The 15,515-nt window shown below is 70.3% G+C and carries 15 protein-coding genes and 1 pseudogene; 6 read left to right on the top strand and 10 right to left on the bottom strand.

Translation table 11 applies throughout. The annotated features are described in order from the left end of the window. Window positions 1–211: 211 nt before the first annotated feature. Entirely contained in the window at window positions 212–634 is a 423-nt protein-coding gene (locus tag OHS82_RS37040) for a hypothetical protein (protein ID WP_328435421.1), read from the top strand. Here the strand turns inward: OHS82_RS37040 and OHS82_RS37035 are convergent. From OHS82_RS37035 to OHS82_RS37020, 4 genes and pseudogenes are all read right to left on the bottom strand, one after another. Beyond that, on the bottom strand, window positions 580–2,190 hold the full coding sequence (locus OHS82_RS37035; protein ID WP_328435420.1) for a M61 family metallopeptidase: 1,611 nt from the start codon (window positions 2,188–2,190) through the stop codon (window positions 580–582). The two genes, OHS82_RS37040 and OHS82_RS37035, sit on opposite strands and share 55 nt — an antisense overlap. A gap of 75 nt (window positions 2,191–2,265) precedes the next feature. Next, window positions 2,266–3,618, bottom strand: coding sequence for an amidohydrolase (locus tag OHS82_RS37030; RefSeq protein WP_242433373.1), 1,353 nt, complete (start codon window positions 3,616–3,618; stop codon window positions 2,266–2,268). A gap of 29 nt (window positions 3,619–3,647) precedes the next feature. Continuing rightward, window positions 3,648–3,923, bottom strand: coding sequence for a hypothetical protein (locus OHS82_RS37025; RefSeq protein ID WP_057582637.1), 276 nt, complete (start codon window positions 3,921–3,923; stop codon window positions 3,648–3,650). A 320-nt stretch (window positions 3,924–4,243) separates the two neighbouring features. Then, a pseudogene (locus tag OHS82_RS37020) lies at window positions 4,244–4,489 on the bottom strand (DDE-type integrase/transposase/recombinase); the annotation flags it as partial. Between the two features lie 304 nt (window positions 4,490–4,793). On the opposite strand from OHS82_RS37020, the gene OHS82_RS37015 reads away from it, so the two are divergent. After that, window positions 4,794–5,129 (top strand): helix-turn-helix domain-containing protein, encoded by a 336-nt coding sequence (locus OHS82_RS37015; RefSeq protein WP_079041535.1) that lies wholly within the window; start codon window positions 4,794–4,796, stop codon window positions 5,127–5,129. Here the strand turns inward: OHS82_RS37015 and OHS82_RS43630 are convergent. The 6 genes from OHS82_RS43630 to OHS82_RS36990 all read right to left on the bottom strand — a co-directional run bounded on the left by OHS82_RS43630 (window position 5,095) and on the right by OHS82_RS36990 (window position 10,824). Beyond that, complete coding sequence (locus tag OHS82_RS43630; RefSeq protein WP_443042400.1) at window positions 5,095–5,454, bottom strand: NAD(P)H-binding protein; 360 nt, start codon at window positions 5,452–5,454, stop codon at window positions 5,095–5,097. The two genes, OHS82_RS37015 and OHS82_RS43630, sit on opposite strands and share 35 nt — an antisense overlap. A gap of 63 nt (window positions 5,455–5,517) precedes the next feature. Then, entirely contained in the window at window positions 5,518–5,643 is a 126-nt protein-coding gene (locus OHS82_RS37010) for a MarR family transcriptional regulator (RefSeq protein ID WP_328435418.1), read from the bottom strand. Between the two features lie 207 nt (window positions 5,644–5,850). Then, window positions 5,851–7,389, bottom strand: coding sequence for an ABC transporter ATP-binding protein (locus OHS82_RS37005; protein WP_328435417.1), 1,539 nt, complete (start codon window positions 7,387–7,389; stop codon window positions 5,851–5,853). Continuing rightward, a complete protein-coding gene (locus tag OHS82_RS37000) occupies window positions 7,386–8,270 on the bottom strand; it encodes an ABC transporter permease (protein ID WP_079041536.1) in 885 nt (294 codons plus the stop codon). Before OHS82_RS37000 ends, OHS82_RS37005 begins: the two co-directional genes overlap by 4 nt. Beyond that, window positions 8,267–9,286, bottom strand: a complete 1,020-nt coding sequence (locus OHS82_RS36995; protein ID WP_328435416.1) for an ABC transporter permease — start codon at window positions 9,284–9,286, stop codon at window positions 8,267–8,269. The genes OHS82_RS37000 and OHS82_RS36995 overlap by 4 nt, the downstream gene beginning before the upstream one ends. Then, a complete protein-coding gene (locus OHS82_RS36990; RefSeq protein ID WP_328435415.1) occupies window positions 9,271–10,824 on the bottom strand; it encodes an ABC transporter substrate-binding protein in 1,554 nt (517 codons plus the stop codon). Before OHS82_RS36990 ends, OHS82_RS36995 begins: the two co-directional genes overlap by 16 nt. A 217-nt stretch (window positions 10,825–11,041) precedes the next feature. Between OHS82_RS36990 and OHS82_RS36985 the strand changes: the two genes are divergently transcribed. From OHS82_RS36985 to OHS82_RS36970, 4 genes are all read left to right on the top strand, one after another. Next, the gene (locus tag OHS82_RS36985) at window positions 11,042–12,031 is read left to right on the top strand and encodes a TauD/TfdA family dioxygenase (RefSeq protein WP_328435414.1); all 990 of its coding nucleotides are present in this window, start codon (window positions 11,042–11,044) and stop codon (window positions 12,029–12,031) included. Continuing rightward, window positions 12,028–13,077, top strand: coding sequence for an ornithine cyclodeaminase family protein (locus tag OHS82_RS36980; RefSeq protein WP_443041027.1), 1,050 nt, complete (start codon window positions 12,028–12,030; stop codon window positions 13,075–13,077). Before OHS82_RS36985 ends, OHS82_RS36980 begins: the two co-directional genes overlap by 4 nt. Beyond that, entirely contained in the window at window positions 13,074–14,414 is a 1,341-nt protein-coding gene (locus tag OHS82_RS36975) for an alanine racemase (RefSeq protein ID WP_057582685.1), read from the top strand. Before OHS82_RS36980 ends, OHS82_RS36975 begins: the two co-directional genes overlap by 4 nt. A 62-nt stretch (window positions 14,415–14,476) precedes the next feature. Beyond that, window positions 14,477–15,499 carry a cysteine synthase family protein gene (locus tag OHS82_RS36970; protein WP_057582642.1) on the top strand — a complete coding sequence of 341 codons (1,023 nt, stop codon included), beginning with the start codon at window positions 14,477–14,479 and terminating at the stop codon, window positions 15,497–15,499. The last annotated feature ends 16 nt before the right edge of the window (window positions 15,500–15,515 follow it).

Here is a 15,515-nt window from a genome sequence, read left to right as displayed (position 1 = left end):
GTCGCCTCAGCCCCGGCCCGCCCAGCGCGCCCAACTTCCTGGCCCAATCGGGCAGATCGCCCGGGCCCTACGGCCTGCGTGAACCGGCCAGCGTCATCAGACCCTCGGCGTTGAAAATCAACCAGGAACGACATCAAGAGGTCAGGCCTCTCGTGAACGAGGCGTACCGCTGCTACACGACAGGTTCTGCGCGCGCGTCCACCGTCCTGACTTGGACGGCAGTGTGCACGGACCTCATCCTAAGCTTTATCAGCTCGCCGAGGACGGGGAGGGCGATGCCGCGCTGGTGGTGAAGAGGATCGACGACGCCCGGGGCAGGCCTGACCGTGAAGCGGTCCGCACGATGCTCGACGTGGAGAACACGATCCTCGATGTTGCCGAGAAGCTCGATCTCATCGACTTCGTGCAGAAGCGCGAGCTGGAACGGCTGAAAGAAGACCGCAACCTGCCCCCCCCCCGTCGCTACGCCGCCTCGGTGAACTGTCCAGCCCCGCCACCGAGTACGGCGGCTGCGGCCCTCATCGCGCAGGCAGCGCGTCACCAGTGGCGCGCTGCCTCGGACGACCTCGGGGCAGTGGGTCAGCCAGTCTTCTCCCACAGCATGCCCGGCACGAGGTCGCCGAAGGGCTCGTAGGCGACCTCGAACTGCTGGCCGTCCCGCGCGAGGGTGAGGGTGATCTCCTTGGCGGGTTTCGAGGGCAGGCTGTGGGGGGCCGGCGCCTGCACGATCTGGTCGCCGTCACGAATGCCGACCCGGTCCGCGTTGCCTCCCTGCACTACGCCGCTGACGGTCTGCGTCCTGAAGCTGCTGTAGTCGAAGCCGACGTCCAACTGGCGGATCTGCTCCTCGCGGCCCGTGAAGCGCGGGCTCAGACAGTCGGCGGAGGGCAGCACCCACTGGCCGGCCATCATCGCCTCGTACTCCTTGCGGCCGTCCTGGCCGAGTTCGGCGGTGATCAGCTCGATCCAGGCGTCGACGCCTGTTTCCTGTCCTGCCCGCTTGCGGTCAAGAAGTTCCCAGATGATGTCGTCCAGGCTTCGCCGGCCCTCACTGGCTTGTCGGATCTTGTGGTCGACGTCGAGCAGGTAGAACTGGCCGCGGCCATAGGGCACACGCTGAGCCCGCCAGTCCGTCCAGTAGATCCGGGCAGCCTCCGCGCTGCTGAGGGTCTGCACCGGATTCCCGTAGTAGCCGTGGGCCCTCTCATTGAGCAGGGACACGAAGCTGTCCTCGTCGATGACGCCGGACCGCAAGGTGAGGAGCAGGGAGTAGTACTCCGCGGTGCCTTCGTTGTACCAGCTGACTTCGGCGGGATCGCCGTCCAGCAACGTCCAATTGTGGACCGTCTCGTGCTCGAGCAGTCGCTTCAGTGCGGCCGTCGTCTGGGTTTTCTCGTCGCTCCAGCCGAACATGAACCCGCGGGAGCCGGGCAGCGCGCTGCCGCCGTTGCCAACGAAGGGGTGTTTGCGCACGAATACCCGGTAGCCCGGATCCGGGTCCCGGAAGAACGCGCACATCTGCTGGTACAGCAGTTCCACGTGGCGTCCCACCTCGTTGGCGTCGAACTTGGTTTCTGACAGCCAGTACATGCCGAAGGTGTCTCCGGGGACCTGTGGGTGGGAGCTCACAGGTCCTGCCATGAAGAAGGTGTAGGTCAGCTGTTCTGCGGTGGCCGTGCGGTGGACGGTGCCTTCGCCGTGGCTGCTGACGCCGCGGGCGCCCGTGGGCAGATGGGAGAGGTCCCAGGCGACCTGGGCGGTGAGCTCCTCTTCGCGGTCCGGCAGGGCGAGGAAGGACACCCCGGCGGCGCTGACGCCTGGCCCCTCGGCGCGCAGGTCGTACAGGGGGCCGTTGGTGGTGGCCGCGGTGACCACGCGCACGGGTGCGAAGTATTCCACGCGGACCGTGCCCTGGGTGGTCCTCCGGGGCTTCCAGCGACGGAAGGTCCAGGTGGGTGTGGGGTCGTCGACTGCATGGCCCAGGGGTATCGTTCCCGCGTCGTCGGTGGCGGTGACGCCGTCGTCGGTGACCGCTGCTCCGGCGACGCCGACGAGAATCTGCGGAAGACGACAGAGGGTGTCTTCTTCGGTCAGGACCAGGCCTCGCAGTTCGAAGCTGACACGGATGCCGGTGGCCGCGCCGTCCGCCACTTCCGGTGTGAGGGTGATCTCGATACTGGGTGAAGCCATGGAATGGGTGCCTTTCGGTGCAAGACGGGAATCAGGCGGTGAGCGGCCGGGCCGGAGGGACCGCTGACCTCGGGTTCAGGGCCGGGCGGCCTGGTTCTGCGGTGTCAGCCAGGCGAAGGCGGCCGCGACCAGTGCTTGAACCCCTGTCGTCAGGGTCGGCTCGATGACCGGCGCGAAGTAGGGGGAATGGTTGGTCGGCAGCAATTCCGGCCGGCCCTGCGTCATGGCCGCTGTGAACTCGTCGGGGTCCAGGCCGCCCAGGAACCAGAAGACCGTTGGGGCGCCGCACTCCCGTCCGAACACGCCGACGTCCTCGCTCGCAGTGACGGGCGGCTGCACCACCACGTGGCGCGAGCCGAACTGGGCGGTGAGGGCGGTGACGGTCCGAGCGGTGGCCTCGGGGTCGTTGACGGTCGGCGGCGCGGCGCTGCTCCACTCGATCTCGGGGGGTTCTGGTGCTGCGCTCGCTTCGGCCTCTGCGTGCAGGACGCGTTCGATGGCGCTGCGGATCAAGCTGCGGGTCTGCTCGGTGTAGCTGCGGACGTTGATGCCGAGTTCGGCCCGGTCGGGAATGATGTTGTCCTTGGTTCCCGCCTGGAGCCGTCCGACGGTGAGGACGGCGGCTTCGGATGCCGCTATCTCGCGGGGGATGATTCCTTGCAGCCGGGTGATCACGTGTGCGGCCATCAGGACCGGGTCGATGGTGCTTTCCGGGCGTGAGCCGTGTCCGCCCCGGCCGTGCAGGACGACGTTGGCGGTGTCGGTGGCCGCCATGATGGGTCCCGACCCGTAGGCGATGGTTCCGGCGGGCAGCGGTGCGACGTGCTGGCCGAGGACGACGTCAGGAACCGGGAAGCGTTCGAAGAGGCCGTCGTCGACCATGTCCTGAGCACCGCGTGCGAGTTCCTCCGCCGGCTGGAAGACCGCCAGCAGCGTTCCCGACCAGGTGCCGGCCGATTCAGCGAGCAAGGTGGCAGCTCCGAGCAGGCAGGTTATGTGCATATCGTGACCGCAGGCGTGCATCACGGGCACCTCCTGCCCGTCAGCGCCCGTTGCGCGGACGGTGCTGGCGTACGCAAGGCCGGTGTCCTCGCGTACCGGGAGGGCGTCGAGGTCGGAGCGCAGCATGACCACGGGGCCGTCGCCGTTGCGGAGCAGGCCGACCACGCCGGTGCCGCCCACGTTCTCGGTGACCTCAAAGCCCAACGGGCGCAGGAACTCGGCGACCTGACGCGCTGTGCGGTGCTCCTGGAGACGCGTGGCCTTGGCCGCACGCCGTTTCAGCGAATGGACTTCGTAGGCGCCACCGTCATCGGTCCACTCCTTGCCGGCGGTCACCACACCGCCTTTGAGATTCAGCAGACCCCAGCCGCTCGCCGGCAGACGGCACTGGGCCTTCTTCGGGTGGATGACCTCCCCCGGGCGCAAGGACGCGTAATACTGCAGTCGAAGAAGGCCTAGAGATGGGGGCCACGGCCGGGCAAGGCCCTGACGGCCGCGAGCAGCCGTGCGACCTGGGCCGGGTTCGGCACGCAGTCGGGGTCGACCTCGTCAGCGACCTCCGGCGCCGACCAGCGAAGACCGTTCAGCGGATGGTGCGAGAAGTATCCGCGTTCAACGGCCGTCCCGAAGACCTCGTTGACTGCGCGGCTGCGTCGAATCGCCATGCCCAGCGGATCGTCCGCGATCCTGTAGCGGACGTCCGGTTCGCCGACGAAGTACTCGTAGGTCACGATCCACTTGCCCGTCGGTCGTCGGGGCCAGCGTCGTCATGCCCGGGCGTTTGCCGCCGATCCGTGTCTCGCCGTTGGCCCGGCTGACCGTGGCACCTGCCATGTCGACGACCGGCTGGCTCCAGGACGTGCTGCGGCCCGTCCCAGACCTTGTGCGCGAGGATCTGGCCGTCCGAGTCCGGCGCGGTGTCGTTGTCCGGGTCGAGGACCGGTATGCCAGTAGTGGTGTCGTAGCTGAGATAGTCGTTCTCGTCGGAGTAGTAGGCGACGAGTTTGCCGTTGCGGGCGATCAGGTACGGCTCCCAGACCGGGTCCTGTTATTGCGCTCCGTTGTCACTGTGGAAGATCGCCCCGTCGAGACTGCCGCCCCGGGTGTGGGCGGCGGCTTCGAGCGCGTCTGTGACCAGCTCGGTGCGCACGTGGTCGGCGATCGACCAGCCCGCGAGTCGCCTGGAATGCAGGTCCAACACCGTTGCCAGATAGAGGAATTGGCCATCTCCGATGGGCAGACAAGTGATGTCGCCGACGTACTTGGTGTTCGGCTCGCTCGCGGTGAAGTCCCGCTTTGCCGGTCACTGAGCACCGCACGAAGCAGGTTGGGACGCTTGAGCGGAGCGGCCTGCGCCGGCTCGAATCATCCGTCGGGGATCGGCCGGCCCATGACGATTCTGACTGCTCCTGAGCAGACCGGATGTCGAATCCGACGGCATACAGCGCCTCCGCTGATGGCGACGTCCCTGTGGGCAAGGTAGTCACGCCCTTCCCGCGAAGTCTCGTCATCCGATCCGGCCGACCTCGCTCGCTCGCTCGCGGCATGATGCGGACAGAACCCTGCGTGTCCTGCGCCAGGAACCAGTCGGCCGAGTCGCGATGGTCGCCGACGTCCAAATCGACGCACTCTTCCTGGAGATCAGTGACCAACTGCACAACGAGGGCGGACTGCTGGACGGCCCCATCGCCCGGCTGCGTCACCACGATCGAGAACACGGAACCACGATGGCGGCAACCGTGGCCCTATGGCTCGACCAACTCGGCAACACCCTGAACGCGTCTGCGGCTATGGATGTACACCCCAACACATGCAGATACCCCCTTCGTCGGGCGGCAGAAGTCGCACAACTGAACCTGAACGATCCCAACGAACGCTTTGCGGCGATGCTCGAGTTCCGGCTCACTCGGCAACGACCGTCCGCGGAAAGCGGCTGACCCACCGGCGCGAGCGCGATCGCCGTACCGGCGGAGCCGATGAGGGTCGGCGCTCACCGGACGTCACCGTGCACCGGGCATCCGGCCTGTACGTTGACTCAATCAGCCGGGCGAATGTGGGTGTCTGGTCAGAGCGGCAGACCGCCAGGAGCTGGGCGGTCGGGTCGGAGCCGTCGCGGGGCGGGGAGAGCGCGGAGACCACCGCGTCATGGCCGGCGGCGGCCTCGGCCACCTTGCCGGGCACGGAGGCGTCGAGGACCAGTGGGGTCAGGGCCGGGTGCTCGGGCAGGGCCGCGGCCGAGCCGGAGCGGGTCTCGGCTGTCACCTCATGGCCGCGGCTCAGCGCCTCCGCGACGAGGCGGGAGCCGATCACGCCCGTGGCCGCCGATCAAAAGGATCTCCACAGGGGTAATCCTGTTCGTTGCGCGGCCCGGCGGTCGTCGGGGTGGGGGTGGCGGGCGAGCAGCCCGGCCTCCTCCATGCGTGCGATCAGACGGGTCAGCCCACCCGTCACGCTCGCGCGGGGCCCTGCACCGTGCCGCGCGCGGAGTGGGCCAGCAGCTTGGTCACGAGCTCGCGCAGGATCAGCCGCTCGACCGGGGTGACTCCACCTGGAACGCTGCACCCCGACCGCCCGCGAATCCCACCCCGCGGCCAACGGCGGCTTTCGCGTCCGCGTCACCGGCTTTAAGTCTCTTCGGCGGTGCACGGCGGCCCGCGGTCAGGGCCTCGCGGCAGGCGCGGACGTGCCCAGCAGTGCCTGTGTCGCCGCGTGCTGTGGGGCGGTGAAGACGTCGGCCGTGTGGCCCGACTCGACGACGCGGCCCGCTTCCAGGACGGTGACGGTGTCCGTGCGGTCGGCGATGAGGGGCAGGTCGTGGCTGATGAGGACGAGGGTCGTGCCGCGACGTTCGCGCAGGCCAGTGAGGAGGTCCATGATCGCGTGGCCTGTGTCGGGGTCGAGTGCGGAGGTGATCTCGTCGCAGATCAGTACCTCCGGCTCGGCGGCCAGTGCTCGCGCGATGGCGACGCGCTGGCGCTGCCCTCCGGACAACTCGTGCGGGTAACGGGCGGCGAAGGCGGGCGGCAGTCCGACCTGTTCCAGGAGTTCGGCCACTCGTTCGCCGACGTCCCTGGATGCGCAGCGGCGGTGCAGCCGCAGCGGGCGGCCCAAGGTGGCGCCGACGGTGTGGCTCGGGTTCAGCGCGCCGAGCGGGTTCTGTGTGACGAGTTGCAGTCGACGCCGCTGTGTACGGGTGCGTCCGCGCAGGCCGGTGCTCAGGGGCGTGCCGGACAGGTGGATCGTGCCGGAGGTGCTGCGCTGGAGTCCTACGGCGGTGCGGACGAGCGTGGTCTTGCCTGAGCCGGAGACGCCGACGATGCCGGCCGCGGAGCCGGCGGTGACGGTGAGTCCGACGCCGGTGAGGGCGGGCGTTCCACGGAAACTCACGTGCAGGTCCCGTACTTCGAGGGCGGGTGCGCCCCTCCCCTCAGCCGTCAGGGCGGCCGAGGGCCGTGCGGCGGGCGTGCGCATCGGCGGGGGCAGGTGGACACCCAGTTGTACGGCCTCGTCGGCGAACTGCTCGACCACAGCGGGGTCGTGGCAGGCGAACACGATGGCGAGGTGGTGTTCGCGGGCGAGGTGTTGCAGCAACTGGCCGATCTCGTCGCGCAGTTCGGGATGGAGGCCGGCGGTTGGCTCGTCCAGGAGGAGGATGTCGGGGCGGCGGGCCAGGGCGCGGGCGAGAGCGACGCGGCGCTGCTGTCCGCCGGAGAGGGCGCCGGGGCGGCGTGCGGCGAGGTGGCCGTCGTCGTCGGGGAGTCGGACCTCGGTGAGGAGTGCTGCGACTGCCTCCGCGCTGCGGTCCGCGGCGAGTTCGCGGACGAGGCTGCGGACCCGCATACGGGGGTTGAGGCCGGAGCCGGGGTCCTGGCCGACGTAGGCGAGTCGGGTGCCGCGCAGGGCGCGCAGTTGCGGGTCGGAGAGGGCGAAGACGTCGTGGCCGAGGACGTCGACGTGGCCGGCGGTGCGTGTCGTTCCGGGGGGCAGGAGGCCGGTGAGCGCGCGCAGCAGGGTCGTCTTGCCGGCGCCCGAGGGGCCGGTCAGGGCGACCAGTCGGCCGGGGTGTGCGGTCAGGGACGCGTCGCGCAGCAGGAGGCGGCCGTCGGGTGCGGTCACCGTCAGGCCGGTGACCTGGACGGCGGGTGTGCCGCTCGGCGGGTTCTCGGGCTTGGCGTACCGGTCGGGCGTGTGGCTCACAGGACGGTCATCGCCTTCCGGCCGGTCTGGGGGGCGAGGGCGGCGGTCGCGAGGTTGACGCTGAGGGCGAGGAGGGCGACGGCGATGCTCGGGGCGACCACGGACCAGGGGTTGAGGAGGATGCCGGGGGAGTTCTCGCGGATCATCAACGCCCAGTCGGCGGCCGGGGGTTGTGGGCCGACCTGGAGGAAGCCGGCTGTGGCGACGAGGTACACGGCGGCGACGAAGCGCAGCCCGAACAGGGCGAGCAGGGTGGCGCGCAGGTTGGGCAGGATCTCCCGGAGGACGAGGTACCAGAGGCGTTCGCCGCCCGCTGCCGCCGCCTCGACGTACCCGGTCTCGGCGATGGGGGCCGCCGCACTGGCCGCGAGGCGGACCGCGTAGGGCACACCGAGCACGACGGCGGCGGCGATGACGGCGAGCCGGCCGCCGTCGGGCCAGGACGACGTGACGAGGAGGATGCCGAGGACGGCCGGGAGCAGCATCATCAGGTCGGCGGTCCGTTCCACGAGCCGTCCGATGAGGGGACGTACGGCGCCGATCGCTCCGAGGAGCGCGGCTGTGCCCGTGACCAGGGCCGCGACGAGCAGGGAGGACAGGACGAGGTCGCGTCCGCCGGCCAGCAGCCGGCTCAGCACGTCCCGGCCCAGCTGGTCGCCGCCGAGCAGGGTTCCGTCCGCGCCGGGTTCCGCGTAGGGCGCGGTCACCGGGGTGTCGATGGCGTGCGGGGCGATCCAGGGGCCGATCAGGGCGAGGCCGGTCAGGAGGATTGCCGGCAGGACGCGCAGGGCGATCCTCGTGCGGGATGTCTTCGTCGTCGGCCTCCCCTCGCTGCGGGAGGGTTTCAGCGTCGGCTCGGCGTCGCTGCCGGGCGTCGTCATCGTCGTCCTCCTGTCACCACGGTGCGTACCAGGTCGGCCAGGAGCAGTACCGCGGTGATGACGGCGCCGGACAGTGCCGTGACGCCTGCGATGACGGGGCTGTCCCGGTCGGTGACCGCCGAGGCGAGCACTGATCCGATGCCGGGGTAGTTGAAGATGGTTTCGACGACGACCGCGCCGCCGAGCAGCATGCCGGTGGAGGTGGCGAGGCCCGCGGCGATGGCGGGCAGGGCTCCGGGCAGTACGTGGTGGGTGAGGACGCGGTGGGGCGGCAGTCCGTCGAGCACGGCGGTCTCCACGTGGGGGGCGCGGGTCTCGTCGGCGAGGGCGGCGCGCACGATCATGGTGTTCCAGCCGACCTGGGGGATGGTCAGGGCGAGGGCGGGCAGCACCAGCATGTCCCAGGAGGCGGGGGATCCGTCGGCGCCGGTGAGGGTGACCGCGGGCAGCCAGCCGGTCCACAGGGACAGCACCAGGACCAGGGCGACGGCTACGACGAACTCCGGCAGGGCGAGGACCGCGGTCGCCGAGCCCGACACGGCCCGGTCCAGGCGTCCGCTGGGCCTCAGGGCGGCCCAGCAGCCCAGGGCGAGGGACAGGACCGCGGTGAGCAGCAGGGCGACACCGCCCAGGAGCAGGGTGTTGGGGAAGGCTGCGGAGACCAGGTCGGTGACCTTCTCGCCGCGCGCGGAGATGCCGAGGTCGCCGGTGGGCAGGCCGGTCATCCAGTCCCAGAAGCGTTCCAGGACAGGGCGGTTGAGGCCCAGCAGTTCACGGCGCGCCGCGAGGTCGGCCGCGCTCTCACCGCGTTCGGAGGTCGCGTCGGCGGCGTCGCCCGGGAGCAGTGCGACGGCGGCGAAGACCAGCGCGAGCAGGAGAGCCAGCAGAGCCGTCCGCTTCAGCAGCGCACTCCCCGCCCGCGCCAGGAACAGGAGGGACGCGCGGGCCGGCCGCTTCCCCGGGGCGGGCGGGGCAGCGGCCGGTGCGACGGGCTCGGAGGTCAACTGGCCAGCCATGCGCCTTCGAGCTGCACCCTTCCGTATCCGGGCAGCTTCGGCAGGCCGCGCACCTTGGCCCCGGCGAGGTCGATGCCGTCGGCCATGCCCCACAGGAGGTAGCCGGAGCTGTCGTACTCGATCTGCTGGAGCTGCCCCAGGAGTTGGGTGCGCTGGGCGGCGTCGGCAGTGCCGATGGCCTTCTGGTAGGCCGTGTCGAACTCGGTGGACTTCCAGCCGGCCTCGTTCTGGCCGCTGTCCGAGACCATGGTCTTGCTGGCGAAGAAGACCACGGAGTCGTTCGTGCCCCAGTAGGTGGTGTAGAGGTCACCCTTGAGCCAGGTCTTGTCCCAGAAGACGGCCGACTCCTGCTTGACGACCTTCACCTTGACGCCGGCCTCGCGGACCTGGGTGGCGAAGAGGGTGGCCGACTCGGCGAGGCCGGCTATGTCCTCGGTGGTGAGCAGTTCGTAGGTCTTGGAGGTGTCGAACTTCGCCTCCTTCAGCAGCTCCTTGGCCTTGGCGAGGTCGCGGGCGCGCTGCGGGATGCTCTTGTCGTAGGCGGGGTCGCCGGTGCCGAGGATGTCGTTGGCGATGGTGCCGTAGCCGGACAGGACCTGCTTGACCATGGCCTCGCGGTCTACGGCGAGGCGCAGTGCCTCGCGCACCTTGGGGTCGGCGAAGGGGCCGTCGGCGGTGCGCATGACGATCGGCATCGCCATGTCATTGGGGCGGCGCACGGTCTGGACGTCCTTGCGGGACTCGGCGGTCCGGGCGGCGACGGCGCCGACGTTGGAGGCGAGGTCGATCTGCCCGGCCAGCAGGGCGTTGGCCATGGCCTGTGGGCTCTCGAAGATCTTCACCTCGATGGCGTCGAGGTACACGTCGCCGCCGTACCAGTCGTCGTTGCGGACCAGGCGGGCGTTGCCGGTGCGGAACCAGCCGAGTTTGAAGGGGCCGGTGCCGGGCGCCTTCGCGATGTCCTTGTCGGTGGTGCCGTCGGGGACGACGAAGGTGGTCAGGCGGGTGAGCAGCGGCAGTTCGGCGTTGGCGTAGTCGGAGACCAGGACGACGGTGTCGGTGCCCTCGGCCGTGATGTTCTTCGCCTGGATGCCGGGCAGCCGGGAGGCGCCGGCGGGGGTGGCGCGCAGACGCTTGAGGGAGTAGACGACGTCCTTGGCGGTGACCGGGGACCCGTCGTGGAACGTCGCCCCTTGGGCGATCTTGAACTTCCAGGTCTTGAGGTCCTCGGACGGCGTCCAGCTCGCGGCCAGCCGGGGCTCGGTGTTCGGCTTCGTACCGGGCACGGTGAGCGTGTCGTAGACGAGGCTGATGATCAGGTAGTCGCTCTCGTTGGCCTGGGAGCCGTGCGGGTCGCGGGTGATGGCCGCGGCCCGGCCCAGGGCGCCGACACGGAGGGTGCCGCCCTTGCGGGGCTTGGCGGAGCCGGTGGCGGACCCGGTCGGTTCGGCGTCATCGCCGCCGCCGCAGGCGGCCAGCAGGGCGATCGCGCCGACGGCGCCACCGGCCCACAGGAGTTGACGTCTGTTCAGGTCCACTTTGTCCTCGATTTCACGCGCGACTCGAATGCTTAGGTTTGCCTATCCTGATTTACAGTGATCACACAAGAGGGCACCCGCTGTGATCCTGATCAACTTAGGTAAGCCTTGCCTGCCTGTTGTGGTTTGGCTATGTTTCCGTTCGGTCAACGCGGCCTCTTCATCGACAGAGGCCCACCGCCCGCCCCTCACCCGCACCGGAACGGACGGTTCACCCATGCCGACGGCAGCCACGCCTGTACGTCAGCTCCACCCCCACGCCGTGACCGAACTGCTCACCACGGCCCACGCCCTGCTCGACGCCTTCGACGGCGTTTCCACCCACCCCGGACTGCTCGCCCAAGTCCCCGATGCCGCCGCCGAATTGAGCGACGACATCCGGCACGCCTGCCGCCCGGTCGACACCGCCGACGGACTGTTCGTACTGCGCGGCCTCCCGGTCGACGACGAGGCGATCGGCCTCACCCCGGGCCACTGGTCGACCGCCGGGAACGCCGGCGCGCTGCACGACGTGGTCCTGCTCCTCCTCTCCACGGTGATGGGCACGCCGCTGGCCTGGGAGGGCCAGCAGGACGGCCGGTTCGTGCACAACATCGTCCCCTCGCCGGGGCACGAGGCCGAACAGACCGGAGCCAGCAGCCGTGTGCTGCTCAGCCCGCACACCGAGGACGCCTTCCACCCCGGCCGCGCCCATCTGCTGGTACTTGGCTGCCTGCGCAACCCGGACTCCGTCGCGACCACGGCCGCCAGCATCCGCCGGGTCGAACTGGACGCACAGGACCATGAGTTGCTCAGCCTGCCGGTACTGCCGATCCTGCCCGACGACGCCTACGCCGAGGCACAGGGCTACGACGGCACCCCGCCACCCGTGCCGACGGTGTGGCAGTCGCCGGACGGGCCGACCCTGCGTTTCGACCCCGCCTACACCCCCCTGGACGAGGCGCCCGAGGAACACCGCGCGGCCTACGGCCGGCTGGAGGCCGAGCTCTCCCGGGTCTCCGTGGCGGTGGCCCTGACGCCGGGAGACGTCCTGGTCGTCGACAACGACCTCGTCGTGCACGGCCGGGTCCCCTTCAAGGCGCGCTACGACGGCACCGACCGCTGGCTGAAACGTTCCTCCGTGCGGGTGCCGGGCCGTCGTACCCGTCCGCAGGCCGAGCGGTTCGAGCACGGCTACGGCCAGGCGGCCGTCGAGGCGTTCGCATGACCGACATCGGCACCGGCACAGACACAGACACCGACATCGCGGAGACGGGGAGCACCATGGCGTCCGACGACACGACCCTGCGGATCCTCAGCACCAGTGACGTGGCCGGCATCGACATCACCCTGTCCGACGTCGTCTCCGTCGTCGAGCAGGCGTACCGCACGCTGGCCGACGGCAGGTCCGACAACCCGCGCAAGCTCACCGTCAAGCCGGAGGACGGCCACTCGGTGGCGTACGCGATGCTCGGCCGCGACGGCGAGCGGGGCGTGGTCGCGGTGAAGACGTCGTACAAGTACGGCCTGCACGAGGACCGCGACAAGCAGCACTACTACACGACGCTGACCCTGTACGACGACGAGACCGGGCTGCCGGTCGCGATGCTGGACTGCGGCCGGGTCGGCGCGCTGCGCACCCCGGCGGTCTCGGCGCTGCTGGCCCGCGAACTGGCCGTGCCCGGCGCCCGCAACGCCCTGGTCATCGGCACCGGCACACAGGGACGGCTCGCCCTGCCGTTCCTGCTGACCACGCTGCCGGACCTGGAGCGGCTGATGCTCTTCGGCACGCATCCGGACGGCATCCGGGCGGTGCGCGAGCAGTTGCACGCGTACTTCCCCGACCGGGAGCTGGAGATCGTCACCGATCTGCGCGCGGCGACCGGCGACGCGGACATCGTGCTCGCCACGGCGGGCCCCAATACCCCGGCGTCCGTGGACGCGGAGTGGCTCAGGCCCGCCGCCCTGTCCGTCCTCATCGGCTACGGCATCGGGCCCTCGACGCTGCACCGGGCCGACCGGGTGATCGCCACCAGCGCGGCGCAGATGCGCGTCACGGGCGTGGACATGGCCGATGCGGACGGGCAACTCCGTGACGTGGACGCCGAGTTCCCCGAGGTCCTCGCGGGCCGCGCCGAGGGCCGCACGGACCCGGATCAGCGGATCTTCGCGTACAACAGCGGGCTCGTCGTCACCGACATCGCCCTGGGCCACCGGTTCGCCCAACTGGCCCTCGCCCAGGGGTTCGGCACGGCGGTGCCGCTGTGGAGGTGACCACGGCACTCCCCTCGCACACGACACCCGAGGTACGGACCCTGCTGGCCGGCCTCTTGCTGGACGAGCTGAGCCATGGCCTCGACGGCCCGTACCACGTACTGCTCCCCGAACGCTTCGACGCGAACGCCGCGGCGTTCCGGAACGTGTTCGCCGAGGCGGGAGTGGACGGCCGCGTGTACTACGCGAAGAAGGCCAACAAGGCGGCCGTCTACGCCGAACGAGCTGCCGTGGCCGGCCTGGGCGTGGACGTGGCGAGCCACGGGGAGCTGCGCGAGGCCCTGGCGGCCGGGGTGCGCAGTGAGGACCTGGTGGTGACCGGTCCGGCCAAGGCGGACGGGCTGCTGCGGGTCGCCGTGCTCCAGGGCGCGCTGATCGCGGTGGACGCGCTGGACGAACTGGACCGGCTGATCGCCCTGGCCGATGAACTCGGCCGTACGGCACGGGTGTTGCTGCGCCGCCTGCCTCCGGAGCAGTCGCACAGCCGCTTCGGTCTGAACGACGGCGAACTGGAGACAGCCCTGCGGCGATGCGTCGACGGGCCCGTCGGCATGGAGGGGTTCAGCTTCCATCTCTCCGGCTACGACGTCCGCCAACGCACCGACCTCGCCGCGGAGTTGGTCACCCTGTGCACCCGCGCCCGGGCTCTCGGACTGCCCGCCGACCGGATCAGCGTCGGCGGCGGCCTCGCCGTGGACTACGTGGCGGCGGAGGACTGGCGGCGGTTCGAGGAGAGCCGGCGCCCCGAACACTTCCACGCGGAGAAGTCCTTCGGGGGTTTCTATCCGTACCACTCCCCCGTCGCCGGCGCCGACGCTCTGCGTACGATCCTGACGGCCACCCCGACAGGCCAAGTCCTCCCACTGGCCGAGCTGTTGCGTACGGCCGGGGTCGCCCTTCTCGTCGAACCGGGCCGGGCGCTGCTGGACCAGGCCGGGTTCACGGTGTTCCGCGTGCAGGGCGTGAAGGAGCGCGACGGATACGCGATCCTGACCGTGGACGGCAGCAGCCTCAGCCTGTCGGAGCAGTGGTTCGACAGCGAGTTCCTGCCGGACCCGGTGCTCGTGCCCGCAGCTGCCCGTCCGGTCGCCGACGCGGGGCCGTACCCGGCGTGCGTGGGGGCGGCGACCTGCCTGGAGTCGGACATGCTGACCTGGCGCAAGATCCCCTTCCCGGTGCGGCCGGCCGTCGGTGACCTGCTCGTGTACCTGAACACGGCGGGCTACCAGATGGACTCCAACGAGTCGCCGTTCCACGACCTTCCGCTGCCCCCGAAGGTCGTCGTCGAGCTCTCGGGATCCCGTTTCCGCTGGCGCCTCGACCGCCATCCCCGCTGAAGACCGATCGACGACCGAATCGACGACCGACCAAAGACCGCTTGACGACCACAGGAGCCTCCATGGACGACCCCCTGTACCGGCCGCCCATCGTGCGGCAGGTCTCCGAACTCATCGGCGCCACCCCGCTGTTCGAGCTGGCCCGTACGGAGAGCGACGCCCGGCTGCTGCTGAAGCTGGAGCAGTTCAACCCGACCGGCACCGCCAAGATACGGATGGCCCGGCAGATGGTCGTCGACGCCGAGGAACGCGGCCTGCTGCGCCCCGGCGGCCGGATCATCGAGTCGACCTCCGGCAACACCGGGCTCGGCCTCGCCGTCGTGGCCGCCGAGCGCGGCTACACCTTCACCGCCGTCGTCGACCACCACGCCGCCGTCGACAAGCTGCGCGCGATGAAGGCGCTCGGCGCGGAGCTGGTGTACGTCGCCGACGACGGGGACGAGGAACTGGCCACCGCCGCCCGCGAGGAGTTCGCGGAGAAGATGGCCGCCGAGTCGGACAACGCCTACTTCACCGAGCAGCACAACAACATGGCGAACGGAGTGGGCTACCACCCGGTGGCCCGCGAACTCCACGCCGCGCTGGACGGCCGTATCGACATCCTCATCGGCGCGGTCGGCACCGGAGGCGGACTGTTCGGGACCGGGGGTCCGCTGCGGGAGACGGTACCCGGGGTGCGGATCGTCGGCGTGGAGCCGAAGGGCTCGATCGCGTTCGGGCCGCCCGCGCACGACTACCACCAATCGGGAACCGGCACGCCCGAGGGCGCGACGATCGGGGCGATGGTCGACTACTCGCTGCTGGACGAGGGCGTCAAGGTCGGCGACGTCGAGGCGTTCGCCACCGCGCGGGCCGTCGCCCGGCGCACCGGACTGCTCCTCGGCGGCTCGGCGGGCGGCGTCGTGTACGAGGCCCTGGCCCGGCTTTCCGCGCTGCCACCCGGCACGACTATGGTCGCGTTGATCAACGACGGCGGAGAGAAGTACATGGACACCGTCTTCGACGACGACTGGATGGCCGCCCGTGCTCTCCTCTCCCCCCAGGTGGAGCGCGAAGTCGACGAGTTGCTGACCAAACTCCGCTGACTCCCCACCCCGCCGC

The sequence above is a fragment of the Streptomyces sp. NBC_00425 genome, assembly GCF_036030735.1.
Lineage (GTDB): Bacteria > Actinomycetota > Actinomycetes > Streptomycetales > Streptomycetaceae > Streptomyces.
This window is presented reverse-complemented; position numbering and strand designations above follow the sequence as displayed.